The organism is Chryseobacterium cucumeris, assembly GCF_016775705.1.
Taxonomy (GTDB): Bacteria; Bacteroidota; Bacteroidia; order Flavobacteriales; family Weeksellaceae; genus Chryseobacterium; species Chryseobacterium cupriresistens.
Genome location: NZ_CP068760.1, coordinates 956281 through 981270, shown reverse-complemented (window position 1 = coordinate 981270; position 24990 = coordinate 956281). Strand labels below are relative to the sequence as shown.

The window sequence follows — 24990 nt, the reverse complement described above, 5'->3', positions numbered from 1 at the left end:
AGGGACTATTAAAAATAGCCCCTTTATATTGTTAAAGTGAATAAAAAGTTAAGAGTGTCCGAAACCGATATTCCCCTTTTTATCAGATAATTTCTTTTTGAAATCAATCATTCTTAGCGCTGTAACGGCTGCTTCCACTCCTTTATTTCCAAGATCTCCACCGCTTCTTGCAATAGATTGTTCTTTGTTATCATCTGTTAATACACAGAAAATAGTAGGGGTGTCCGTCATGATGTTACAGTCTTTGATTCCCTGCGCTACTGCAGAGCATACATAGTCAAAATGTGGAGTTTCCCCGCGGATCACACATCCTATAGAAATTACTGCATCATATTTTCTCTCTTTGCAAAGCTGCATACTAGCATAGCTTAATTCGAAAGCTCCTGGTACAGGGAAAAGTTTGATATTTTCAGGTTTTACCCCTTCTTTTTCAAGGATTTCCAAAGCTGCATCACGAAGATTGTAAGTTACAAAATCATTCCACTCAGAAAAAACAATGCCGATAGAAAAATCTTCGGCATTCGTTATATGAAGTGGCTTGTAATCGGATAGATTAACTGTTGCCATTTTTTAATAATATTTAGTCATTTCGATATAAGAATCAGACATTCCGTTGTCGTAGTCCTGATATTTCTCGTCAATTGCAGAGAAGTATTTTTTAGCTTCTGCATTTTTCTTTAATCCTAAAGCAACAATACCTGCTTTTCTTGTAAAATAATACGTTGTATAAGGATCATCAGATGCTGTAGCAGCCTGATCTAATAAGGACAGAGCTTCATCATTTTTGTTAAGACCTGATTTTGCATCAGCCATTGCTCCATACTTCATTGCCATCAAAGTTTTGTTTTTGGAAGAGAATTTATCCAAAAGATCATATGCTTCCTGGAATTTTCCTTCTTTGAATTTTAATAAACCAGCATTGTAAGCAGAAAGTTTACCAATCTCAGTAGAAGAATATTCATTAGCTGTACCTATAAAACCAGGATTAGCAGCAGATTTTCCACCTAAAGCATCTTTATCTTTGCCTTCTGTAAGGTTCTTTTGAGCAGCAAGGAAACTTTTTACAGCCTCAGTGTTCTTTGGAGCAATTACAAATTGCTTATAAGCAAAGAATCCTAAAACTCCTAAAATCAAAGCTCCAAATACAAAACCAAGCGGCTTTGAATATTTTTCAACAAATCTTTCAGTGTTTAAAGCCTCTCTGTCAAGGTCTTTAAAGAACTCAACCGTTTCTTTACCTTCTTGCTCGTTCTGAGCACTCTTTCCCAATTTTGCCATAAGTTTTTAAAAATTGAAATGCAAATTTAATTGTTTCTGAGAGATTTACAAAATACTTTGTGAGTATTATTGACGAAATCTTGTGAATTGTTAATGGTTAATGATGAATTTATTAAAAAAAGATGCTTCGAGATGCTCAGCATGACACTTCTGATACTGCTTGTTCTAATCTCACAGTAAATTATTAGCCATTGTCATGCCGAGCGGAGCCGAAGCATTTATCTTGTTAGGATCAATCTTAATAACTTAAAATATGGTAGATCTCTGCCCCGAATTTCTTCAGTTTTTCATCTCCATTTAAGCCTTGTAAACCGATAAGGAAACTGAACTGTGAAACTATTGCGCCTTGCTTTTCTACTAATTTGGCAGCAGCTTCAGTAGTTCCTCCGGTTGCCAGAAGATCATCATGAATCAAAACTCTTTGTCCGGGTTTTATCTGCCCTTCACGGGTTTCTATAATAGCGCTTCCATATTCCAGGTCATATGTTTCTGAAATGACAGGAGGAGGAAGTTTTCCCGCTTTTCTGATTAAGATGAATGGAACTTCCAATGCCACAGCGATAGCGATTCCAAAAAGGTAACCGCGGCTTTCAATTCCGCAGACTGCATCGATTTTCCCTTTACTGAAGGCTACAAGATCTGCAATAACGTCTTCATAAAGTTTTGGATTTAAAAAGATGGGTGAAATATCCTTAAACTGTATTCCCGGAATCGGAAAATCAGGAATGTTTTCAATTGTTTCTTCTAATTTCTTGATCAGTTCTGCTGAAGCCATTTATTAATTGATTTTATAGCTGGAAATTTTCCAGTCTCCGTTTACATTTTTAAGCCCGAAAGTTACTTTTAAAGAAGTTGTCTTCCCGCTTTTATCCGTCACATCATAAGTGGCGTTTACACTTGCACTGTTGGCAGTGGTACCGTTAGTTGTAATATTTTTTACACTTACATTCTTCACCGATCCAAAACCTGAAGTAGGATTTGAGAAAGACTCATAACTTCCCCAGCTTGGATTGCTTGCCGTTTCGTATGCTGCTTTTAAATTCTGAGAACTTACATTGTTCAGAAACTTGCTTACCGTATTCTTAGGATCTGCTGTGGGCTGCTTTGGAGCTGCTGGTGTAGCAGGAGTAGCTGTTGGATCAGTCGTTGCTGCAGGTGTAGCTGCAGGATTGTTTGGATCCACCACTGCACTTGGCTGTTCTGTCAGCGCGGTTGAATCTGTTTTTGGAATGGCAGGTACTTTTAAGGCTGCAGCATTCACATCAAGTCCGATTTTTGACATTTTGAAAGTTTTTGCCGTAGTTTTTACGGAAACCGTGATGTCAATTTTATTATCTACCACTTTTGAAGCAGGGATAGATGAGAATTTTAAATTGAATCCTTTAAAGTTATTATCCTGCATCAGGTTTTTAGCTGTAGCTAGTCTTACACCATTGCTGAATACTTCAAGAGTGGCTTCAAGACCTGCACCTGTGAAAGATACCGGGTTTCCGGCTGCATCTACAAGTCTTGGAACAATCTGAATGGCCGTAGGCGCCCCGGTTCCGTCATCACCTGTAGGTCTTGTCACAAGGCTTAGTGATCCTGCTTTCACATCATTAGGATCGCTTTCTTTTGCTTTATCATCCCCGAAGATATTCATTTCTCCCAGTGATGGTGGGGCAGTACTTGCCCATTCAATTCCGTTTTTCTGAGCCACTTCATCAGCCAGAGCCATGATTTCAGGAACTTTTTTTCCGTTGATCAGTTTTCCCAGGGCTTTCAGCTCATTGATATCACCATCAGCTTCTACTCCAAATGTTTTAAGGATGTAAAGAGCTTCATTAAACTTAATCTGTTTAATGGTTGGTAAACTGGAAGTCATATCATTGATACTTGACTGCAGTGTTTTAGTATTCGTAGCATCTACATGATCTTTCTTGCATGCTGTAAAAAGCAACAGACTGAAAACAAGTAGAAAAGAAAACTTTTTCATTTTTATTTGGTTTGTTGCAAATTTAATAAAACCTTTATTAATACTAGATTTTATTTTCACTTTATGTTTTATGACTTATTTTATTTCTTTATCACAGGAGCCATAATCTTATTTTTACTTTTTGTTGGGTTGTTCTTTTAAGTCTCCTTTAAAAAAATTACTGAAGATGGTCTGCATATTCGGGAACGAAGGATTCTGCCAGTAAGACGTCTGGTAACTGCTGTTATCTTTATTGAATTTTACCTTTTCAATATCGTTGTCATTAGTGAAACTAAGTTCCGCAGGGTAGAAATTAGTGTAAAGTGCAATCTGATTGTATTCAGGTTCACTTTTATGTTTTAGTTTAACAAAAACGAGTTCGTTATATTCGAGGAAATCTTTTAGTGTTTTTTCTGATCCTTTCTCAAACGACATATTCAATATGGTTCTGATATCATAAAATCTATATCCGAAGAATGAAAATTCTTTTTCCTGAAGGGCGCCGCCTGTCACTTCAATCTGATCTTTACGATCGCCTTTCAATTCTCTGATGATATTTCTTTTGGTTTTATACTCTTCAGGATTTCCTACATTTTTAAGTTTTGGGATTTGCAGAGAGTTCCCATAATCCCATGATGAAGTTTCTTTTTTCTCGTTTTTAGAGTCTGCCAGTCTGAAAACTCTGTATTGTTCTACATTGGAGCTTTTCAGTTTTTTTGTTTTATTGTCAAAAATGTAAGTTACAATTCCATCGGCATAGCTGTTAAGCTTATTGTTTACCGTTACATAGGCGTTAAAATTTCCCTTAATGAAAATATATTTTGCCGGTTTGTTATTTTTGATAACGACAGTTTCAATTTCCTTTACCTGATCATTGATTTTTATAACGGATTGATCAAAGTCTGAGTAAGATAAGGTGGCCACCGGAAAATTATTGTAGACAAGCTGAAATTTCTCCTGGGAAGGCGAGAGGGATTGTTTGTCTATCTTACCTTCAATATCAGAATAGGCTACAATAGTTCCGTCTTTTCCAAATACAGAAACTCTTGGAAGAGGGTTGTTATTTTTTTCAGAAACAAAGGTGATGGTCTGAGCCTGAATAAAACTACATAGCAAAAGGAAGAATGTGTAAAGGCAAAGTTTTGTTTTCATAGTAAGTTTGTTGATTGATGTGCATAAAAAAAGACTGATCGTTTTAACAATCAGTCTTTTATCATTTTATTTTGTTACAAGTCCTTAGAAAGGATACTCATAAATTTCAGATTCGTGTAAGAATGGGTTTCCTGTAGGAATCAACTTCAGTTTAGATAAAGCTGAAAGTACAGTAAACATAAATAATCCGGCTACGAATAAGATTGCTCCAAGGATTAACAAGAATACTTCAGGAGTGTTCCAGTATGGTCCTACCGTTCCCGGCATTACCATGTTGAAGTAGTCTAAGATGTGTCCTAAGATTACTACTACTGCCATTGTAGTAACTACTTTGTAGTTTCTCTTGATGCTGCTGCTCACTAATACCAATAATGGTAATAAGAAGTTGATGATCAACATTGGTAAGAAAGTAGGAGAGTAGTGCTGGAATCTACCGAAGAAGTAGTTAACCTCTTCCGGAACGTTGGCATACCAGTACAACATGAACTGAGCAAACCATGTATACGTCCAAAGCATACTTGTAGCGAAAAGGAATACCCCTAAATCGTGTAAGTGGTTGTCATTGAACTGTGGTAAGAAACCATTTTTCTTAAGATAAACACTTAATAGAATGATTACAGCGATACCACTTGAAAGGCAGCTAACCATTGAATACCAGATATACATTGTAGAATACCAGTGAGGGTCAATAGACATCAACCAGTCCCAAGCCCAAGCTGCAGAAGCAAATCCGAAGAATGCAATATATCCTACTGCCCATCTGTAAAGCATTTGATACTCTACTTTAGATTTAGTTTCGTCTACTTTCTTAGACTGAGCTTTTAATTTCCAAGCGAAGAAAGAAGCACCAATCACATAGATTAAAGTTCTTACTGCGTAGAAAGGAATATTTAAGAATTTTTTCTTTTCAAATAAGATCACATCAAAATGCGGAGAATCCGGGTTTGTCAATTCAGGGTCCATCCAGTGGAATAAGTGACCATTATGAGTGATGTTTAAGATCATAAGGATTACCAGGATTGCACCACCGTAAGGGATATAAGAAGCAATAGCTTCCATTACTCTTGTAATGATGATCGGCCATCCTGCGTGGGCAGCGTGCTGAATAGAATAGAAGAATAATACGCAGCAGCTTACTCCAAAGAAAAATACAGCTACAAAATGTATTGCTGCTAAAGGCTGGTTGTGTACCTGCAATGTAGCATGCTCAAGGTGAGCCGCGTGATCCTGAGGTCCAACCATTTCACTTGAGTGTGTAGGAGCAGTATGACCTGAAGCATGAACAGCTTCCATCATTTGTTCTATTTTCTCAGTAGAAATTCCTTTGTTCAAAAAGAAACCAATACCGAAAAGAACTAAACCTACAACAAGAAGTATTATAGAAGTTGATTTTAATTTTGGTGAAAAACTATACATTTCTTTTCTTATTTTTTAGTTTCGGTAGTCGTTTCAGTTGTTGCTGGTGCCGCCGCTGTAGCTGCTGCCGGTGCTGCTGCTCCTTTTTTGAAAGCACTCATCACATACATTGCTACTCTCCATCTGTCTCCTGCGTTCAATTGTCCCGCATAAGATCCCATGGCATTTCTACCGTTTGTTAATACATAATGAACAGATCCTACAGTAAGTTCTCTGTCAGCATAGTTTGGCACTCCGGAGAATGCTCCACTTTGTACGATAGGTCCTTGTCCGTCACCTCCTGTACCGTGACATGCAGCACAAGTGTGATCAAACAATATTTTACCTCTTTCAAGATCCTTCGCTGCATTAGCTGGGTTCAAAGGAGATACTGTAAGTTTTTTAGAGGCTTCATACCCTGCGTTGTACTCGTCAACATTTTTAGGTAATAAGCTTTCTTCAAAAACTCCATCTTTATTCTGAGCAACTGATCCTTCTACCGGAGAAAGACCTGTTGCACCATTATTTTTAACAAAAGCAGGAATTTCATTTTCATGATCTGAGTAAGCATCCTGAGCTTTCATCAACGGATCATAAGCTACCGGAAAATACATGTCCGGGAAATATACCAACGGAGTGTTCTCCTTTGGTCCGCAAGAGTTAAGTAAAACTGTTGTTAAACCTAAAACCGCTGTAATTTTTAATACATTCTTTTTCATTTTAAGCGTCTTTAACAGTTATTTCTTCAACTCCAGTTTCAATAAGCAACTGTTTTACAGATTCTACATCTTCAGTTACGAATTCCATCATGAATTTATCATCAGTAGTTCTTGGGTCCGGGTTCTGAGCAGGAGCTCCTGGATACATTTTGTTTCTAACCAGGAAAGTTAAAGACATCATGTGAGCTGCACAGAATACCATTAATTCGAACATTGGAACTACGAATGCCGGCATGTTGTGCCCCCAGTCAAAAGCTGGTTTACCACCGATATTCTGAGGCCAGTCGTGATTCATCACATACCAGGTAAGAGTAGCACCGATCGTTACACCATAACAAGCATAGATGAAAGCGGCATCAGAAATTCTGGTTTTCTTTAAACCTAAAGCTTTGTCTAGTCCGTGAACCGGAAACGGAGTATAAACTTCGTTGATTGCGATTCCTTTATCGTTGAATGCTTTAACGCCGTTCATTAAATCGTCGTCGTCAGCATAAAGTCCGTATACAATTTTAGTGGTGCTCATCTCCTTCTTTTGCTTTATAAGTTTCACCTGAGATTTTCAAAATCGATTTTAATTCAGCCTGTGCAATTACAGGGAATGTTCTTGCGTATAATAAGAATAATACAGAGAAGAATCCGATCGTTCCTAAGTATACACCCACATCAATGATCGTTGGCTTAAACATAGTCCATGATCCTGGTAAGTAGTCTCTTGAAAGGTTGATAACGATGATATCAAAACGCTCGAACCACATACCGATGTTGATGATTAATGCAACAATGAATGTCCAGATAATGTTCGTTCTTAGTCTCTTGAACCAGAAAGAAGCAGGAATAACAAGGTTACAGATGATCAATGACCAGAATGCCCACCAGTAAGGTCCTACAGCAGCACCCGGAGAAAGATATGTGAAATCTTCAAATCTGGATCCTGAGTACCATCCGATGAAATATTCAGTTGCGTAAGCTACAGTTACCATACCACCCGTTAAGATGATTACGATGTTCATAATTTCGATATGATACATTGTAATATATTCTTCTAAGTGACATACTTTTCTTGCAACCAACAATAGGGTCTGTACCATTGCAAATCCTGAGAAGATCGCACCGGCAACGAAATAAGGAGGATAGATTGTTGAGTGCCATCCTTTAATTACCGAAGTTGCGAAGTCAAAAGATACGGTAGTGTGTACTGAGAATACAAGTGGAGTTGCCAAACCTGCAAGAACCAAAGAAAGTTCTTCGAATCTTTGCCAGTGTTTTGCTTTACCACCCCAACCGAATGCAAGGAATGTATAAATTTTCTTAGTCCAAGGAGTTTTCGCTCTATCTCTGATCATTGCAAAGTCAGGGATTAGTCCCATGAACCAGAATACAGTTGATACTGAGAAATATGTAGAGATCGCAAATACGTCCCAAAGTAGAGGAGAGTTGAAGTTCCCCCAAAGAGAACCGAATTGGTTTGGTAAAGGGAATACCCAGTATCCAACCCAAACTCTACCCATGTGGATTACAGGGAAGATTGCTGCCTGTACAACCGCAAAGATCGTCATCGCCTCTGCAGATCTGTTTACAGACATTCTCCATCTCTGTCTAAATAATAATAATACTGCTGAGATTAGGGTCCCGGCGTGACCGATACCTACCCACCATACGAAGTTGGTAATATCCCAACCCCAGTTAATAGTTCTGTTAAGCCCCCATGCTCCAATACCTGTCCCGATAGTGTAAGCGATACAGCCGAATCCATAGAGGAATAGAACTAGTGCAGCATATAATGAGATCCACCATAATTTACCTGCTCTTTCTTCGATAGGTCGTGCGATATCTTCTGTAATATCGTGATAAGTTTTGTGACCAATAATTAGAGGTTCCCTTATCGGAGCTTCGTAATGTCCTGACATTTTTTACCTATTTATTATTTAAACTTTATTTTTCTACTCTGTTTCTTACTTTAGTGTGATAGAACACGTTTGGTTTTGTTCCGATCTCCTCTAGTAAATAATATCTTCTGTTAGATGCATATTGCTCTCTGATCGAAGAATCTTTATCATTCATGTCTCCAAATGTCATTGCTCCAGTAGAACAAGCTTTAGAACAAGCAGTCTGGAATTCTCCATCCTTCACTCTTCTTCCTTCTTTCTTAGCCTCAAGAATTGTATTCTGAGTCATTTGGATACACATTGAACATTTCTCCATTACCCCTCTAGTTCTTACAACTACGTCCGGGTTAAGTACCATTCTTCCTAAATCATTGTTCATGTTGAAATCGAACTTGTCATTTAGGTTATAAGTAAACCAGTTGAAACGTCTTACTTTGTATGGACAGTTGTTTGCACAATATCTTGTACCGATACATCTGTTGTAAGCCATATGGTTTTGACCTTGCTTACCGTGTGAAGTAGCCGCTACCGGACATACAGTTTCACATGGAGCGTGGTTACAGTGCTGACACATTACTGGCTGGAAGATCACATCCGGATTATCAGCAGGGTGGTTCAATGCACCTCCTTCTTTGTTGAATGCAGTACCGTATAATTCTGGTACAGCCATTCCTTCTTTTAACCCTTCGTATACTTCTACCGTTTGTCTTGAAGAATAGTAACGGTCAATTCTTAACCAGTACATATCTCTGGACATTCTTACTTCTTCTTTACCTACTACAGGAACGTTGTTTTCTGCCTGACAAGCAATGATACATGCTCCACAACCAGTACAAGAGTTCAGGTCAATAGATAAGTTGAAGTGAGGACCATCTGTATCATCAAAAGCATCCCAAAGGTCGATTTTTCTCGCTGGAAGTGCTCCGCTGATCGTGTGGTATTCCAAAGGTTTGTTCCATCCTTTGTGTTCATCATCGAAAGCTACGTTGATGAAATCTGCCAAAGGAACTTCCTTCGCGATTTCATAACGACCCATCAATGTATTTTGAAGCTGGATACCTGCGAATTCGTGATCTTCTCCTGTTTTCTCAATTTTAACACCTGAAAGCACAAGGTTAGAACCGTCAAATAAAGGATAAGCATTTACACCGGTATCAGCAGTTGCTCCTGAGTTTTTCTTACCATAACCAAGTGCAAGACCTACAGATCCTTCAGCTTGTCCAGGTTGTACGAATACAGGAACGTCTTTTATTGTTACTCCGTTTACAGTAAGGTTTACGATAGAACCATCTAACTGCATTCTAGCGTTAAGATCGTTATCAATTGCAAACTTCTCTGCATCTTTAGGAGAAATTGTCAGATAGTTATCCCAAGACATTCTTGTGATTGGATCAGGTAATTCTTGTAACCAAGGGTTGTTTGCCTGAGTACCGTCTCCCATTGAAGTCTTAGTGTATAATACTAATTCTAATTCAGAAGCTTTAAAGTTTCCTAGTTCAGCAACAGCCTGAGCAGCGTTTCCACCTGCATAAGCTAAAGTAGTTGCGTTGGTAGAAGCGTTGATACCGTTATACAATGCTTTGTTGAAAGAAGTACCACCTAAAAGAGAAGCAGAGTTTGCTTTTAAATAATCGTAGTAATTGTTTGCTGCATTGTTTTTTCCGTTCTTCCAAACCAATAGAGATTCTTCAATCTGTCTTGATTTGTAGATTTTCTGGATCGTAGGCTGCATTAATGAATATACTCCTGTCTGTGGTTCGATATCTCCCCAAGACTCCAGCCAGTTAGCTACAGGAATTACAGCTTTCGCTGCTTTGTACATTTCATTTTTCTTATCTGCTACAGCAATTACATAAGGAACTTTAGATAAAGATTTTTTGAAATCTTCTCCTTTTGGATGAGAATAAATAGGGTCTACGTTGTTGGTAACCAATACACCAACTTGTCCACCGTTTACCCATCCCAGGAATTCCTGGTATCTTGCTCCGTCAAATTCTTTAAGGAAGTTTGCTTTACCTGTGAAAGCTACTGAACCTAATTTCTGGTTGATTAAGTGTGCTAAAACCTGTGCTCCTTTAGAACCGTCAGCAAAAACTATAGCTTTGCTACCTTTTGCTTTCAATTCGTTAGCAATTTCAGTTGCAGTCTTATCAGAAGTACCGCCACCTACGATTGCGTTGTAAACTTCAACTAAAGTTTTGTTTACAGCACTTGGTTTTAATCTGTATCTTGAGTCAGCATTAGCACCGGTTAAAGACATGTTAGATTCCACCTGAATGTGTCTCAACATGTTTGGTCCTGGCTTTCTAGCTGCTGCATAAGAAGTTTCTAAGCTTGAAGCGTTATAGTCTCCTAAGAAATCAGCCTGGAAAGAAACTACCAATTCAGAACCTTTAAGGTCATAAACAGGTAATGCTCTTTGTCCGAATACTTCCTGAGCTGCATCTAATCCTGCAGAGTAAGGGAAAGCATCATATGTTACTAATTCAGCTGTAGGATATTTAGCTTTGAATTCAGCGAATAACTTTTTGAAAGTTGGTGAAGCAAAAGAGTGTGATAAAACCACAATCTTTTTGCCAGACGCTTTAGCTTCTTCCAAACCTTTAATAACAAAACTGTCTACTTTGTCGAAAGTTTCATCTTTACCATCCAGCTTAGGCTGCTTTACTTTATCATTATCATAAAGAGAAAGTACACTTGCCTGAGCTCTTGCGTTAGTTTTACCTAAATCGCCTCCAGCTGGGTTTGGTTCAATTTTGATAGGTCTACCTTCACGGGTTTTTACCAAAACACTAGCAAAGTCGAAACCGTCAAAATAGGTTGAAGCGTAATAATTAGGGATTCCCGGAATAATATCATGCGGTTTTACCACGTAAGGAATCGTTTTGATTACCGGAGCTTCGCAGGCAGCTAAGGTAACTGCTGCTGTAGAGAATCCTAGTAATTTAAGGAAATCTCTTCTTGAAGTACTTGATCCGTTTTTCTCAGCATCTCCAAGGAAATCTTCTACCGGAATTTCTTCCTGAAACTCTTTCTGAGCCAGCTTATTATTCAAAGCCGGATCTTTAAGTTCATGAATACTTCTGAATTGTATTTTGTTTGAAGCCATTTATACTTCTAATTTTTTAGTTATTAATAATGACATTTACCACACTCAAGACCTCCAATTGCATCTACAGTGATCTTACCTCCATCTTGTGGATATTGTTTTTTCAACTTGTCATGTAGATTTTTGAAGTACTCTTTATTATAACCGTTGTTCATATCAACTTCAGTCGTTCTGTGGCACTCGATACACCATCCCATAGTAAAGTCGTTAGCCATCTGAACAACATTCATTGTATCAATTTTACCATGACAAGCTTTACATACAACATCAATTTTGTTGTTAGGATTCTTTTTGTTGAAAGAATTGATGATCGCCTGTTCTCCAGCAATTACGTGCTGAGAGTGGTTGAAGTAAACGAAGTCTGGCATGTTGTGGATTCTTGTCCATTCAACCGGCTGTGTTTTTCCTGTGTACTGTTGTTTTGCAGGATCCCAACCTGTTGCTGCGTAGATCTTCTGGATTTCACCGTCATAGAATGCCTTGTCTTTTCCAGGCTCCATGTAGTGATCTGCGTTGTATTCAGAAATTGTTCTGTGACAGTTCATACAAACGTTCATAGAAGGAATTTCAGATACTTTTCCGTATTTAGCACTGGAGTGACATAACTGACAGTCAATTTTCTGTTCTCCGGCGTGGATTTTGTGAGAGAAGTAGATAGGCTGCTCAGGTTTGTACCCTTTGTAAACCCCGATCCACATTAGCCAGTTCCATACTCCGTAAGCAGCTAAAATAGCAAGGATTGCCAATAGACCTTTACCAATGAAGTGGAACTTCTCATACATTTCACTGAAAGAACGAACTCTTGTTTCATTAAGTCCGGCTAAATCTTCAGACTGACCTAGTTTTACCAATTGTCTTAGTTTAACCAAGATCCAAACCAGTAAACCTGCGATCGCTAAAAGTGAAATGATTACAACGTTTGTAGTAGTTTTGTCTGCAGGTGCTGCCGCAGTAGCGTCAGTTGCAGGAGTTGCTTCCGGCTTTTTCTCCTCCGGAGCAGGAGGGTTAGTTGTGAAAGCTAAAATGTCGTCAATATCCTTATCTGTAAGATTCGGAAAGACCTGCATTTCAGTCTTATTAAACTTTTCAAAAATCTCATTAGCGTATTTATCCCCAGAAGCTCTCAGAGCTTTGTTGTCTTTGATCCACTTGTGAAGCCAATCTTTGTCTACACCACCTTCTGTCTTTACTCGTTCTACAACCCCTTTTAATGGTGGCCCTACAACTTGTTTGTCCAGCGCGTGACATGCAGTACAATTCGCTTTGAAAAGTTTCTCTCCGTTTTTAGGATCGCCGTCTTGCCCGTAAAATGAAGCACTGGTTGATAGCAATAAGCCTATCGCGATCAACGTTTTTTTATAATGCTTTCTCCAACTAATCATTTAAATTATCTTATGTTAGTAAATTATTGAACATTCAATCAATTCCGCAAAAATAATATTTTTAACAGGAATTTAACGGTATATCGAAAAGGGAAAATATCATTTACGTTTAATTTGTATTGATTCTAAATAACCAGTTTGGTATAGTTTTTTAATTTGTATAAATTTGCGGAAACAAGTTTAAATGAGAAATCTAATCAAAATATTTTCGATATTATCATTATTTGGATTTTATAATATTGAAGCACAGCAAGTTGTTAAAAAGGACACCCTGTCAGGAACAGAGCTTGTAATGACAATGGATTCCAAAATAAATGCTGCTTTGGAAGGAATTGAAGGGAAATGTGCTAAAGCTGCGCCAACAAATTCTTCCAGAGATTTCAGTAATAATGATAGTGGAATTTCTACAGGAATAACTACAAAACCACCTAAGATCTTTGTGCCAAGCAGAGAACTTACCAATGCTGAAATCTGTAAGAAAAATCCTAGAATTTTAGGATTTAAAATTCAGATTACAACAGTGAAAAGTAATGAAGAAGCCAACGAGGTGAAGTCTTATTTCAGAAAAAGATTTCCCAACCTGAAAGTGGAAACAGATGCGTCTTTAAGACCCAACTATAAGATTTTGGCCGGAAGTTATTTCACAAAACAAAGTGCTGCCAGTGATCTTTCGAAAATCAGAGAATACTTTAAATCTGCAGTAGCAGTACAGTATAGAATTTTCTGTGCCGAAGCAAAATAAGAAGAATTTATTTCAACATAGAAAAACAAAAAGCTGAGAAACATTCTCAGCTTTTTTTATTGGTAATAATGTTCCATAAACCAGAAAAATTCTGTCATTCTGAAAATATTGGCGGCGAGCAGATAAGTGAATAACACTACAACCGTTAATGTTAGCAATGACATGATTTTAGGTGATGATCTGTAAGCAAAAAAGAGCCATCCTAACAGCAAAGGATATACAAAGACAAAATGTCCTCCGTAGATGTAGGAAGTATGAAGACCAAATCTCATCACACAATGGATCGCAATGTCAATGAAAAATGAAATGGCAATCACCTGAACCCATTTATTTTTGAAATTTTTACAATAACTCCAAATGATCAGGATCAACAGCAGGATTACAAAAAAGTAAGGAAACACTGATGAATAAAGATCCATGTATAGGCCCTTGAAATTAAAACCTTTCATATTATGCTTGTCTGACATAATAAATCCGGGGAAAAGAATATTACCTCCAAAAAAGAACGAAAGAATCATATCCCATGTCGGCATCGACTTTACATTGGAGAACTTTTCATATTGCTGATTTGTTTTTGAAAAGATATTCTGATATTTAAAATCAATTCTGTTCAAATAAAGAAGTACAAAACAGATCATAGAGACTGTCACTCTAAGCGCTGCATTTCCGAATTTTTTCCAGTTTCTGAAAAGTCCTTTTTCAAATAAAAGTGGGATGAAAACTTTTACAATGTTTGTAATGGTAAGCCCTCCGATAGTAATCCCAGCCAGTGATAAGGCGGTTGCAGGTATTTTTTCTTCCTTCTTTAGTTTTATTGCTGCATAGTGGTTGTATAATGAGAGTAAAAATAAAGTGTAGGTAAAATTTTCCGGAGTGAATGACAAGATGATATTAGTGGAAAAAGCTCCAAAGAATAATATGATTAAAAGGCATAACCATAAAGGAAGGGAAATGATGTTCTTTACATATTTAAATACCTGAACAATATTCAATGTGATGATGATATTGCTGAGCCATGCCAGCGTGAGTCTGAAGCTGGCATCCATTTTTCCTCCTGAAACAAATAATGAAAATTCTCTTACCCAGTTAAAAAAATAGTAGGACAGGGGATGTCTTTCAAAACTGCCTCCTGTCATAAGGATCGATTTATTATCAAAACTGAAATAAGCGTCCCATGGAATTCTATTGTCAAAGATAATTCTATAATGCAGGGCTATATAAGATCCTAATATTCCATAACAGATCATGAAAAACAGAAATACTGCCAGTTCGGTATAGGTGGATGGGAAAACCAGTTTTAAAAAATGGATAAATTTTGTTTTGATAGAAGACACGTGTCAAATTTTTTGCAAAAGTAAAATAAAAAAACCACCAAAATTGGTGGTTGTAAAAGTTTGTATAAACGTTCTTACTGTTTGATTACTTTCTCGGTTTTGGATGTTCCATCAGAGAAGTCTACTTTTAGTAAGTAAGTTCCTTTTGGAAGTGACGAAATATCTGTAGTTTCAGAATTGTTTGTACTTATAGTTTTACCTGAGATATCAATTACAGATGTAGCTTTGATTTTTTTATCTGTTTTAATGCTGACTATACCTTTTGTAGGATTCGGATAAACTGAAAGGTTATCCACTTTTGTTTTTGAGACTTCAGATGTACCAAGAGTTCCGTTAGCAATAACCTGTACATCATCAATAGAAACAGCATCTGCATCATTGGCAACATATTGGAACCGTATTTTTACGTTAGCTTGCCCAACATATGCAGCAAGACTTTTCTGTACAGTAACTGTGTTGTAGAAATCCGTATCGATATTACCATCACCATCATCAGTAAAACCAGGTTCGCTATCTTCGTTCCAGAGAGTCGTCCAGTTTGTTCCTCCGTCTGTTGAAATCTGTGCCAGAAGATTTCCCTGGTTAAGACTTATCATATAACCCCAGCCAACTTTTACTTTAAAGCTAAAGGTAGGGCTTGTAGCTCCTACCAGACTGAATGCCGGGCTTACAAGATTTGCTGTATTAGCTCCTGATATCCAGTCAATCGTAGCTGAATTATTTCCCGCGATAGTAAACCTTGTTTTTAATTCAATTGAAGAAGCGGAACTACCTGAAAAAACATTGCCTGTTAAGTCCCATGCTCTGGATACATTAGTGTTTGATTTTGTCCACCCTGCAGGAGGAAATGTTGTTCCTTCAAAATTTTCCGAAAGTAGAGTTTGCGCATTTCCCAATATAGAAGAGACTAAGAAGATGAATAGTAATTTTGTTTTCATTTGGTTTACGTTTAAAGTTGACAGTAAAAGTAATAAAAAAATGAAAATAATTACATGTTTTTTGATTTTTTATGAATAATAATCAATTATGAACTACATGAAAGTGTGGAACATCCCGCTGTATCATCATATCCCGACGGCCTTTTGACGGAGAATTCAGGGTAGATTTCCTGATATGGATTTTCAAGAGCTTTGGTAAGCTTTTCCAGCATTTCCTTTTTACCGTTGCTGATCTCTTCAATACATTCGTAAAGAAGATAATTTCTAAGAATAAATTTTGGGTTTGTTTTTTCCATCATGGCTAAACATTCTTCTCTGGAATTAGAGTTTAATTCTAATCTTGATCTATAACTTTTGATGAAATTATTAAGTTTTGTCAACTTTTTTTCGTCCAAAATAATATAAGAGACCTCTTTAAAGTGCTCTGATATATTGGTTTCTTGAGTTGTTTTTGCCAGTTGATTGAAAAACAGGGTATAATCCAGCTGAAGCTCTTGCATAAGACCTTGCCAGTTGGTGAAGAAATCCTCATCTTCTTTTCGCAGCTGATCAAATCCGAACTTTCTGCAAAGCATCTGGTCGTGGGCTTCCCAAAAATAGGTGCCAAAATTATTTAAAGTATCTTCCAAAAACTTTTCATCTTTGATTAATGGATGAAGAGCATTGGCCAGCTGCCAAAGATTCCACTGAGCGATCTGTCCCTGTTTTCCGAAAGCATATCTTCTTCCTGGAAGATCTGTAGTGTTGGGAGTAAAATTCAAATCATATTCATCCATCATGGAATAGGGGCCGTAATCAATCGTTAATCCGAGAACAGACATGTTGTCTGTATTCATCACTCCGTGTACAAAGCCTACTCTGAACCATTCAACCATCAAGTCGGCAGTCCGGGTACATATATTTTCAAAGAAGTCTCTGTATTTTTTGTCGTCAGTTGATGTAATTTCCGGATAATAGTTTTCAATGGTAAAGTCGGCAAGCTCCTGAAGATTGTTGTATTCTCTTTGGGCAGACATGAGTTCAAAATGTCCGAAACGTAAGAAACTTTCAGCAGTTCTGATAACCACTGCACCTTTTTCCAGTTTTGGATTTCCGTTATACATGATGTCACGCATTACATCTTCACCTGTGAAAGCCAGGCTAAGCGCTCTGGTTGTAGGAATGCCCAGATGATACATGGCCTCACTCATCAGGTATTCACGTACAGAAGATCTTAACACAGCTCTTCCATCGGCATGTCTGGAGTAGGGTGTTGCTCCGGCTCCTTTCCATTGAATCTCGGTCTTTTTTCCTGCCTCATTGATAATTTCACCGGCAAGAATGGCTCTTCCGTCTCCAAGTTGTCCTGCCCAGTTTCCGAACTGATGTCCTGCATATGCTGTGGCATAGGTTTGAATATTGTCCGGAAGATGATTTCCAACCAGAAAATCCAGGTCTTTATCTTCATATTTTCCCAAGCCTATTTCCTCTGATAATGCTTCGTTAAAAGTTATCAACTCAGGTTTATCAAAGCCTGCGGGTTTAATGGTGGCAAATAAAACCTTCGGGGTATTTCTCTGCATTGGGTTGTTGGAGAAATCACCCGGGAAATTTTCAATAAATGGCTGTCTGATACGTTCGATATTCATCCTTCAAAGGTATTAATTATAAAAGAAAAGACCTTTCAGATTATTGAAAGGTCTTATGTATTTCTAAAAGAGAAATTATTTATTGAAATCTACTTCATCATTGGAATGAAGGTTTTCATTGATGTTGTCCTCTTTCTTTTCTGCTGGTTTTTTAGGCGTTGGATCTGCCGGCCTTGGATTTTTGATCTCATCAATGGTTTGAAGGCTTCCTTCATCTCCATATCCTCCGCTTAATCCTTTAAGGTTTGAACATCCGTCTTTCCAGTCTGAAGGTTTTACAAACTTATCATCAGGGGTAACTCCCAGGCTCTTATCTGCCCATACTTTCTTCATGAATATAGCCCAGATTGGCAATGCCATTTTTGCACCCTGACCTTCACCTGTTCCATAAAAGTGGGTAGCTCTGTCTTCCCATCCAACCCATGCTCCGGTTGCTAATTTTGGAGTAATTCCCATAAACCATCCATCAGAGTTGTTTTGAGTTGTTCCTGTTTTGGCAGCAATTTCTACTGCTTTTGAAATTCCTCTTCTTCCCAGTTCTCCGGAAGCGGTTCCGTATTGTGCAACACCTTTCATCAGTTCAATCATGGTGTAAGCATACATTGGGTTCATTACTTCCTTAGGTTCCACGTTTACTTCCTTGATGACTCTACCGTTGGCATCTTCAATTCTCCAGATCATTTCTGGTTTGTTATAGTTACCATAGTTGGCAAAAGTACTGTAAGCACCAAGCATTTCGTAAATTGTAATGTCTGATGAACCTAAAGCAATTGTATTGTTTCTTGGAATATCTTCTGTTACTCCCAGATCTCTTGCCGTCTGGATTACAGCGTCTACTCCTGTCATTTCAATAAGTCTTGCGGCAACAGGGTTTTGAGAATGTGCCAATGCATCTTTTAAAGTTAGCATTCCGCCTCTTCCCGGTACATGCCATCCGTTATGATCGTATGTTCCGTTAGAAACAGCTGAACAAGGTGTCATTCCGAGTTTCATAATCGCAGTGGCATATACGAAAGGCTTAAATGTGGATCCTACCTGTCTCTTACCTTGCTTGATGTGATCATACTGGAAGTGCTGCCAGTCTATACCACCTACCCATGCTTTGATTTCTCCTGTTCCCGGAACCATAGACATTAAACCTGCCTGTGCAATTTGTTTATGATATCTGATAGAATCCCATGGAGACATTTCTATCTCTTCTTCTCCGTTCCATGTGAATCTTGAAGTTTTGATAGGTTTTTTGAATTCCATCATGATAGAATCATCAGGCATACCGTCTGCTTTCAACATCTTGTATCTTCCGGTTCTTTTCATAGCCTGAACCATCACATCATTGATTTGTTTGTCGTTCAGATAGTAGAAAGGTCTGTTCTTTCTTCCTCTTTGTTCCGCATCAAATCTTTTCTGAAGATCCGTTAAGTGCTCCTTAATTGCCTCTTCCGCATATTTCTGCATTTTAGAATCAAGGGTAACGTATATTTTTAAACCGTCTTTGTAAAGGTTTAGTTTTTTGCCGGTTTCTTTTTCGTGAGTTTCAAGATATTTATCAATCTCTTTTCTCAGATAAAACTTGTAATAGGCAGAATAATCATCGTTAATATTTTTGATTGGATGATAATCTAATGCAATAGGTGTTGCAACTGCTTTGTCAAACGTAGCCTGATCTATGTAGCCTGTTTTCAGCATTTGATCCAAAACAACATCTCTTCTCGCTTTTGCTCTTTCCGGATTTCTCATTGGGTTGTTTTTTACCGGATTTTCAAGCATAGCAACAAACATGGTTGCTTCGGGTAAAGTAAGTTCGGAGGTCTTCTTGTTAAAGTATATTTTGGAAGCCATTTCAATTCCGTTGGCATTGTAAAGGAAATCAAACTTATTGAAATACAATGTTACAATTTCTTCTTTGGTATATCTCTTTTCAAGACTTACAGCCACTACCCATTCTTTCAGCTTTTGAAAAACAGCCTTAATTTTATTATCTGCTCTTTTCCCTGTGAAAAGTAATTTTGCCAGCTGCTGGGTAATGGTAGATCCTCCACCTCGGCCGCCACCAAAAACTACTGCTCTGGCAACAGACTGAAGGTCAATTCCTGAATGTTCTTTGAAACGCTCATCTTCTTTAGCCTGAAGCGCATAGATAAGGAAAGGAGGAAGGTCCTTATAAACAATGGGCTGAGTTTTTTCTTTTTCGAATTTACCCAAGGTTACTCCGTCTGAAGAAATGATCTCAGAAGCAACAAAGATGTCCGGATTTTCAAGTTCTTTTACATCAGGCATTTCACCAAGGAATCCTTGGGAAACCGAAAAGAAAAGTACTGAAATTCCAAGAACTACCGCGATGAGTCCTATCCAAATAAATGAAACCCATTTTCTCCAGGAGGTATCTTTCTTTTTCTTGGGAGGCAGAGGAAATGTTTTCCCCTTATTTCCTGCATTTTTTTTGTTTTCTTCCATTTATGGTTACGGTTTAGCCGTTTCTATTTTTACCCCAATATCCTCAATTCCCGGAAGGTTGTCGTTTCTCATCGCCTGGGTAAGACCGATTTCATATTTTCCTTTTCCTGGAAACTGGTAATTTACTTTATACTGAAACAAAGTTTCTTTCGTATCACCAAACCCTGTACCAAGCCATTCTCCGTTTGGTTTAGCCAGAACATAATTTAAAGTGTCTGTTTCCTTTTTTTTGTTCTGTAGATTGGTGAAATTCACTATAAACCTTATATTGCTGTAAGGATAAGTGTTGTTATTTCTTACGACAAATATAATATTTTTAGGATTCTGCGGATCTGAAACTTCAAGATTAAATTTTTGTTCACTTTTCTTATTCCATTTGTTATCAACGGAATTCATAATGACATCTCCTCCTGAGGAAGAGTTGCAGCTAAAGAAAAGGATAAGTGAAAGTAATCCTAAAATTTTATGCATTATTATCTTTTTTTGGAGGGTATCTCTTTTTGAATTTTTTCTTGTTTGGATTGTTCTGTGGTTTCTTATCAGCATCAGAGTTGTTCACCGCTTTTTCCACAGCTACTTTTTGCTGCGGGTGCTGCTTTTGAGGTCTTGGCTGATTGGCAGACTGGGCATTTGGGTTTTCGGTTTTTTCAGATCTTTCCGGCCTTTCGTTTTTCTCCGGTCTGTTTCTTTTCTGTCCTTGTCCCTGACCTTGGTTTTGTGATCCCTGTTGTCCGTTATTCTGCTTATTCCTGTTTCTGTTTCCTCTGTTTTTCTTCTCAAATCGGTCCACGTTATTTTCCTGGATCAGGTCAATAGTATGAGTAGAGGCTTCCGGCTGTTTCAAATCTTCAAGAGGAAGAGTTTTTTCACCTCTTTTGTTTTTTGAAATCAGTTTTTTAACAAGATCAATATCGAAATCATACCATGCGATTGAACTATCCACATAAGCAAACCACATTTTCTTTTTGAAAACATCAATTTTGATACAGAATGCTTTTCCTTTTTCTGTTTCCAAAGTAGTTGAAGAAGAAGGGAAGTTGCTTAACGCATCCAGATAGCTGTCAAGCTCATAGTTAAGACAACATTTAAGCTTACCGCACTGTCCTGCAAGTTTCTGAGGGTTGATGCTCAGTTGTTGATATCTTGCAACGTTGGTGTTTACAGACCTGAAATCTGTAAGCCATGTAGAACAGCAAAGCTCACGTCCGCAAGATCCGATTCCGCCCACCTTGGCTGCCTCCTGTCTGAAACCAATCTGTTTCATATCAATTTTAGTACGGAAAGCTCCGGCGTAATCTTTGATTAATTGTCTGAAATCCACTCGGTTATCAGCGGTGTAGTAAAAGGTGATTTTTGAAGCATCCCCCTGGTATTCCACATCAGTAACTTTCATTTCAAGACCTAATCTTTGTGCAATTTTTCTTGCTTCAAGCTTTACGCCATCTTCTTTTTTTCTTGCTTCCTGCCATACCTCAAGGTCTTTTTGGTTGGCCTGTCTGTATATTTTGAGTGCCGATTCTTCAGAAAACTTTTTCTTTTTCATCTGAATCTTTACTAATTCTCCCGTAAGGCTTACTACGCCTACATCGTGTCCCGGACTTGATTCTACTGTAATTACGCTACCTATATGTAAAGGAATATTATTTACATTTTTATAAAACGATTTTCTGTCATTTTTAAACCTAACTTCTACAAAATCACACCTGTTCGGTGCCGGATTGTTGATGTTAGAAAGCCAGTCAAAAACACTTAATTTATAACTATTCCCGCAGGTATTTACATTTTCACAGCCATTTGCGGTTTTTTTAGGGCCGCAAGAATGTGCAGAATCGCCGGATGTTTTACATCCACAACTCATATTTTCTATTATTTATAATCTGCAAATTTATGTATTTTTATCTTTATGCGATTCTAAAATACTTAAATAAGCTGAATTCGGCATAAAACATTTTCATATTTTGCCTAAGAATGATGGCTGTAGGCTTAACCAGATGCTAATATTTATTCTATTTGTTTCCTTTAACATTTATTATCTTTTTACTTTCCTGTATTGCTTTTTCAGAGCATAATTGTTTAGTTTTAAACAACCGTTTAAAACTAAACAATGAATATGACTTGGTTTATCAACTGTATTAAATAGTTAATAATGATTATTTTGCATTTTATTTTCTTCGAGGTGTTATTTTAAACATAGTTTTCTTTTGTAATATTGTTTAAAATATTAGGAAATATTAACAGATGTATTCAAAATAATTTTATATTTGGCTTATATATAATAATAGTCTATGAAAAAAATATTAGTATCAACTGCTTTATTGGCGGGAGTTCTATCTTATGCAGGAGGCTTCAGAGTTTCCCTGCAGGGGGTAAAACAATTGGCAATGGCGCATACTAGTGCTCATGCCGAAGACGCGAGTGTGACATTCTTTAACCCGGCGGGTATGTCATTTATCCCTTCCAAGCTGAGTGTAGTGGCAGGAGGGTTTGGTGCAAGTAATAAAGTTACTTTTCAAAACTTCAATACTTTACAAAGTGCAGAAACAGATAACCCTATAGGAACACCTATATATGCTGCAATTACTTATAGACCCATAGAGAAACTTACCGTAGGGTTCAGTTTTTCAACGCCTTTTGGAAGTACAATCAAATGGCCTGATAACTGGGAAGGTAAGGAATTGGTACAGAAAATGGAACTGAAAAGTTTCTATTTCCAGCCAATGGTCTCTGTAAAATTGGCTCCATGGGTATCTTTTGGTGCCAGCTATATCTACGCAAGAGGAAAAGTAGATTGGGACAAGGCAGTGACTCAATTTGACGGAAAGGTTAATATTAATGACGATAATGCAACCGGCCACGGATATGGATTCGGTTTCTATTTCAGGCCTGACCCGAAATTAGATGTGAGTATTGCATATCGTTCAGCAATCGATATGAAAGCTAAATCAGGAACTGCTACATTCCAGTTCCCATCTCAATCTGTTTATAATCAGCTAAAACTGAATGCTGCAGGACAAGATGGTTTCTCAGCAACGCTGCCATTGGTTGAAGAATATACCATTGGTTTGACCTATAAGATCACACCGAAGTGGCAGGTTTCTGCAGACTTTAACTATCACGGATGGGAAAGATACAGCAAGCTTACATTGGATTTCGAGAATGCGCCTATCGGGAACAATCCGTCAGACCCAACTATTCTTACCAATCCTAAGAACTTCAAAAACTCCAAAACTTTCAGACTGGGAACCCAGTATGCGTTCACCAATATGATCTACGGACGTTTGGGAGCTTATTATGATGAAGCACCTTATACTACGGATAACTTTATACCGGAAACTCCTTCATATGATACCTATGTGGTTACAGGTGGGGTAGGCTTCAAGCTGAAGCAGTTCGGAATTGATGTTGCCGGAGGATATGCAATGCCTCAGTACAGAAAGGTGAATAATGTTAATATAGGGCTTAACGGACAGTCAAAAGCAACTGCTTTCTACTTTGGTCTAGGTTTCTCTTATAATCCATTTTAATTTTAGAAGACTATGAAAAAAATTATAATATCGACAATGGCAGTTTCTGCACTTCTTTTTACAGTAAGCTGTAATACGGATTTCGATACGGATGTGAAAGATATCCCGGTAACAAAAGGAGACGCAGACTTTTCAAAATATATTTCGTTAGGAAACTCATTAACTGCTGGTTATAGAGATGGAGCTCTTTACAGCAGTGGACAGAGTGAATCTTATCCAAGCATGATTGCAGCGCAAATGCAATTAGCAGGTGGAGGCGCTTTTAAACAGCCAATGATGCCTAATGACACAGGAGGGTTTACCAATTTATTTAACCCAGCAACAGGAGATTTTGCAGGTAAATATGTGTTAAGTGTGGTGAACGGAGCATTAACTCCCGGTCCAACAGCTCCAGGAGCAGCATTAGATAATGTTTCTGCTGGTGGTCCTTACCAGAATATGGGAGTTCCGGGAGCAAGAGTAGCGCATTTACTGGCTCCGGGATATGGGAATCCAGCCGGATTAATCTCTACGCCTGCTACTGCAAATCCATATTTCGTAAGGTTTGCGTCATCAACAACAACTTCAGTAGTAGAAGATGCCCTAAAACAAGACCCAACCTTCATTTCTTTATGGATAGGAAATAATGATGTTTTATTATATGCAACTTCAGGAGGAGCTGATCCGAATGTTCCGATTACGCCAGTAGATGGTGCTGTAGGGGTAGGGTTCAGTAATACCTATGCTTATTTAGTAGATAAACTATTCCCTGCCGGTACAAAAAGAAAAGGTGTTATTGCTAATATTCCTACAGTTACCAATGTCCCTTACTTTACGAGAATTCCTGCTATGCCTCTTACAGGTTTGACAGATGCTCAGGTAACTCAGCTGAATACAGGATATGCTCAGTATAACGCAGGATTGCTGCAGGCTAAAACCTTAGGAGCGATCAGCGATGCTGAATATCAGAGAAGGTTAATTAAATTTACTGCCGGAGCAGCAGTCAACGGAGCTGTAATTGTAGATAAAGATCTGTCAACTGTTCCGGGGCTTCCAAAATACAGACAAACAACAGCGAAGGATTTAATTCTTTTACCAGCTAGTAAAGTTCTTACTCCACAGGCTGGAGGAGGTACTTCCGTACCATTAGAAGATAAGCTTGTCCTTACTGAAGCTGAGACTGCAAAAGTCCTTGCTGCTACTGCAGGATATAACACAGCGATAAAAAAAGCAGCAACAGACAAAGGTCTTGCCTTTGTGGATATGGACGCTAAAATGATGGAATTGAATTCTAAATCAGGAATTATTTGGGATGGAGTAAAATATACGGCGACATTTGTAACCGGCGGAGCTTTCTCTTTAGACGGAGTTCATCTGACAGGACGCGGATATGGTATTGTTGCTAATGAATTTATTAAATCTATCAATGCTAAATACAACTCTACACTTCCACAGGTAGATCCGAACAAATATTCAGGAGTTAAATTCCCTTAATAATTGATAAAATAAAAACTTA

The 24990-nt window shown here is 37.9% G+C and carries 20 protein-coding genes; 3 read left to right on the top strand and 17 right to left on the bottom strand.

Translation table 11 applies throughout. The features are described 5' to 3' along the window. Positions 1-48 precede the first annotated feature (48 nt). The 11 genes from ribH to JNG87_RS04265 form a co-directional block, all read right to left on the bottom strand. A complete protein-coding gene (ribH, locus tag JNG87_RS04315) occupies positions 49-567 on the bottom strand; it encodes a 6,7-dimethyl-8-ribityllumazine synthase (protein ID WP_034691815.1) in 519 nt (172 codons plus the stop codon). 3 nt (positions 568-570) lie between these two features. Continuing rightward, positions 571-1278 carry a hypothetical protein gene (locus JNG87_RS04310; protein ID WP_062673110.1) on the bottom strand — a complete coding sequence of 236 codons (708 nt, stop codon included), beginning with the start codon at positions 1276-1278 and terminating at the stop codon, positions 571-573. A gap of 238 nt (positions 1279-1516) precedes the next feature. Next, positions 1517-2053: an adenine phosphoribosyltransferase gene (locus JNG87_RS04305; protein ID WP_110009105.1), complete on the bottom strand. Its 537-nt coding sequence runs from the start codon at positions 2051-2053 to the stop codon at positions 1517-1519. 3 nt (positions 2054-2056) lie between these two features. Further along, positions 2057-3253 carry a hypothetical protein gene (locus JNG87_RS04300; RefSeq protein ID WP_202841910.1) on the bottom strand — a complete coding sequence of 399 codons (1197 nt, stop codon included), beginning with the start codon at positions 3251-3253 and terminating at the stop codon, positions 2057-2059. A 114-nt stretch (positions 3254-3367) separates the two neighbouring features. After that, positions 3368-4384, bottom strand: a complete 1017-nt coding sequence (locus tag JNG87_RS04295; protein ID WP_202841909.1) for a hypothetical protein — start codon at positions 4382-4384, stop codon at positions 3368-3370. Between the two features lie 84 nt (positions 4385-4468). Next, positions 4469-5800, bottom strand: coding sequence for a hypothetical protein (locus JNG87_RS04290; RefSeq protein ID WP_034691800.1), 1332 nt, complete (start codon positions 5798-5800; stop codon positions 4469-4471). A gap of 8 nt (positions 5801-5808) precedes the next feature. Then, positions 5809-6498 carry a c-type cytochrome gene (locus JNG87_RS04285; RefSeq protein ID WP_110009109.1) on the bottom strand — a complete coding sequence of 230 codons (690 nt, stop codon included), beginning with the start codon at positions 6496-6498 and terminating at the stop codon, positions 5809-5811. A gap of 1 nt (position 6499) precedes the next feature. After that, positions 6500-7021 carry a DUF3341 domain-containing protein gene (locus JNG87_RS04280; RefSeq protein WP_027371993.1) on the bottom strand — a complete coding sequence of 174 codons (522 nt, stop codon included), beginning with the start codon at positions 7019-7021 and terminating at the stop codon, positions 6500-6502. Then, entirely contained in the window at positions 7008-8405 is a 1398-nt protein-coding gene (nrfD, locus tag JNG87_RS04275) for an NrfD/PsrC family molybdoenzyme membrane anchor subunit (RefSeq protein WP_034691792.1), read from the bottom strand. The genes JNG87_RS04280 and nrfD overlap by 14 nt, the downstream gene beginning before the upstream one ends. A gap of 25 nt (positions 8406-8430) precedes the next feature. Then, the gene (locus JNG87_RS04270; RefSeq protein WP_202841908.1) at positions 8431-11493 is read right to left on the bottom strand and encodes a TAT-variant-translocated molybdopterin oxidoreductase; all 3063 of its coding nucleotides are present in this window, start codon (positions 11491-11493) and stop codon (positions 8431-8433) included. 23 nt (positions 11494-11516) lie between these two features. Then, entirely contained in the window at positions 11517-12875 is a 1359-nt protein-coding gene (locus JNG87_RS04265) for a c-type cytochrome (protein WP_047426932.1), read from the bottom strand. 184 nt (positions 12876-13059) lie between these two features. Between JNG87_RS04265 and JNG87_RS04260 the strand changes: the two genes are divergently transcribed. Further along, positions 13060-13617: an SPOR domain-containing protein gene (locus JNG87_RS04260; RefSeq protein WP_202841905.1), complete on the top strand. Its 558-nt coding sequence runs from the start codon at positions 13060-13062 to the stop codon at positions 13615-13617. Between the two features lie 56 nt (positions 13618-13673). Here JNG87_RS04260 and JNG87_RS04255 read toward each other — a convergent pair whose 3' ends face one another. The 6 genes from JNG87_RS04255 to JNG87_RS04230 form a co-directional block, all read right to left on the bottom strand. Continuing rightward, positions 13674-14951: a DUF6080 domain-containing protein gene (locus JNG87_RS04255; protein ID WP_238349668.1), complete on the bottom strand. Its 1278-nt coding sequence runs from the start codon at positions 14949-14951 to the stop codon at positions 13674-13676. A 74-nt stretch (positions 14952-15025) separates the two neighbouring features. Then, positions 15026-15889: a T9SS type A sorting domain-containing protein gene (locus tag JNG87_RS04250; RefSeq protein WP_202841903.1), complete on the bottom strand. Its 864-nt coding sequence runs from the start codon at positions 15887-15889 to the stop codon at positions 15026-15028. An 86-nt stretch (positions 15890-15975) separates the two neighbouring features. Beyond that, on the bottom strand, positions 15976-17517 hold the full coding sequence (locus JNG87_RS04245; protein ID WP_202841901.1) for a protein adenylyltransferase SelO: 1542 nt from the start codon (positions 17515-17517) through the stop codon (positions 15976-15978). A 75-nt stretch (positions 17518-17592) separates the two neighbouring features. Continuing rightward, entirely contained in the window at positions 17593-19971 is a 2379-nt protein-coding gene (locus JNG87_RS04240; RefSeq protein ID WP_202841899.1) for a transglycosylase domain-containing protein, read from the bottom strand. A gap of 6 nt (positions 19972-19977) precedes the next feature. Further along, a complete protein-coding gene (locus JNG87_RS04235) occupies positions 19978-20442 on the bottom strand; it encodes a gliding motility lipoprotein GldH (RefSeq protein WP_110009116.1) in 465 nt (154 codons plus the stop codon). Next, complete coding sequence (locus JNG87_RS04230) at positions 20435-21829, bottom strand: stage 0 sporulation family protein (protein WP_110009117.1); 1395 nt, start codon at positions 21827-21829, stop codon at positions 20435-20437. Before JNG87_RS04230 ends, JNG87_RS04235 begins: the two co-directional genes overlap by 8 nt. 427 nt (positions 21830-22256) lie before the next feature. On the opposite strand from JNG87_RS04230, the gene JNG87_RS04225 reads away from it, so the two are divergent. Together JNG87_RS04225 and JNG87_RS04220 are read left to right on the top strand one after the other, a co-directional pair. Continuing rightward, positions 22257-23495, top strand: a complete 1239-nt coding sequence (locus JNG87_RS04225) for an OmpP1/FadL family transporter (protein WP_110009118.1) — start codon at positions 22257-22259, stop codon at positions 23493-23495. A gap of 12 nt (positions 23496-23507) precedes the next feature. Next, on the top strand, positions 23508-24968 hold the full coding sequence (locus JNG87_RS04220) for a G-D-S-L family lipolytic protein (protein ID WP_110009119.1): 1461 nt from the start codon (positions 23508-23510) through the stop codon (positions 24966-24968). Positions 24969-24990: the final 22 nt, after the last annotated feature.

Excerpts from the sequence above, each read along its gene's own strand:
- JNG87_RS04260 (WP_202841905.1), top strand. The coding sequence starts at position 13,060 with ATGAGAAATCTAATCAAAATATTTTCGATATTATCATTATTTGGATTT.
- JNG87_RS04225 (WP_110009118.1), top strand. The coding sequence starts at position 22,257 with ATGAAAAAAATATTAGTATCAACTGCTTTATTGGCGGGAGTTCTATCT.
- JNG87_RS04300 (WP_202841910.1), bottom strand. The coding sequence starts at position 3,253 with ATGAAAAAGTTTTCTTTTCTACTTGTTTTCAGTCTGTTGCTTTTTACA.
- JNG87_RS04230 (WP_110009117.1), bottom strand. The coding sequence starts at position 21,829 with ATGAGTTGTGGATGTAAAACATCCGGCGATTCTGCACATTCTTGCGGC.
- JNG87_RS04250 (WP_202841903.1), bottom strand. The coding sequence starts at position 15,889 with ATGAAAACAAAATTACTATTCATCTTCTTAGTCTCTTCTATATTGGGA.
- JNG87_RS04240 (WP_202841899.1), bottom strand. The coding sequence starts at position 19,971 with ATGGAAGAAAACAAAAAAAATGCAGGAAATAAGGGGAAAACATTTCCT.
- nrfD (WP_034691792.1), bottom strand. The coding sequence starts at position 8,405 with ATGTCAGGACATTACGAAGCTCCGATAAGGGAACCTCTAATTATTGGT.
- JNG87_RS04290 (WP_034691800.1), bottom strand. The coding sequence starts at position 5,800 with ATGTATAGTTTTTCACCAAAATTAAAATCAACTTCTATAATACTTCTT.
- JNG87_RS04295 (WP_202841909.1), bottom strand. The coding sequence starts at position 4,384 with ATGAAAACAAAACTTTGCCTTTACACATTCTTCCTTTTGCTATGTAGT.
- JNG87_RS04280 (WP_027371993.1), bottom strand. The coding sequence starts at position 7,021 with ATGAGCACCACTAAAATTGTATACGGACTTTATGCTGACGACGACGAT.
- JNG87_RS04220 (WP_110009119.1), top strand. The coding sequence starts at position 23,508 with ATGAAAAAAATTATAATATCGACAATGGCAGTTTCTGCACTTCTTTTT.
- JNG87_RS04265 (WP_047426932.1), bottom strand. The coding sequence starts at position 12,875 with ATGATTAGTTGGAGAAAGCATTATAAAAAAACGTTGATCGCGATAGGC.
- ribH (WP_034691815.1), bottom strand. The coding sequence starts at position 567 with ATGGCAACAGTTAATCTATCCGATTACAAGCCACTTCATATAACGAAT.
- JNG87_RS04305 (WP_110009105.1), bottom strand. The coding sequence starts at position 2,053 with ATGGCTTCAGCAGAACTGATCAAGAAATTAGAAGAAACAATTGAAAAC.
- JNG87_RS04235 (WP_110009116.1), bottom strand. The coding sequence starts at position 20,442 with ATGCATAAAATTTTAGGATTACTTTCACTTATCCTTTTCTTTAGCTGC.
- JNG87_RS04310 (WP_062673110.1), bottom strand. The coding sequence starts at position 1,278 with ATGGCAAAATTGGGAAAGAGTGCTCAGAACGAGCAAGAAGGTAAAGAA.
- JNG87_RS04285 (WP_110009109.1), bottom strand. The coding sequence starts at position 6,498 with ATGAAAAAGAATGTATTAAAAATTACAGCGGTTTTAGGTTTAACAACA.
- JNG87_RS04270 (WP_202841908.1), bottom strand. The coding sequence starts at position 11,493 with ATGGCTTCAAACAAAATACAATTCAGAAGTATTCATGAACTTAAAGAT.
- JNG87_RS04245 (WP_202841901.1), bottom strand. The coding sequence starts at position 17,517 with ATGAATATCGAACGTATCAGACAGCCATTTATTGAAAATTTCCCGGGT.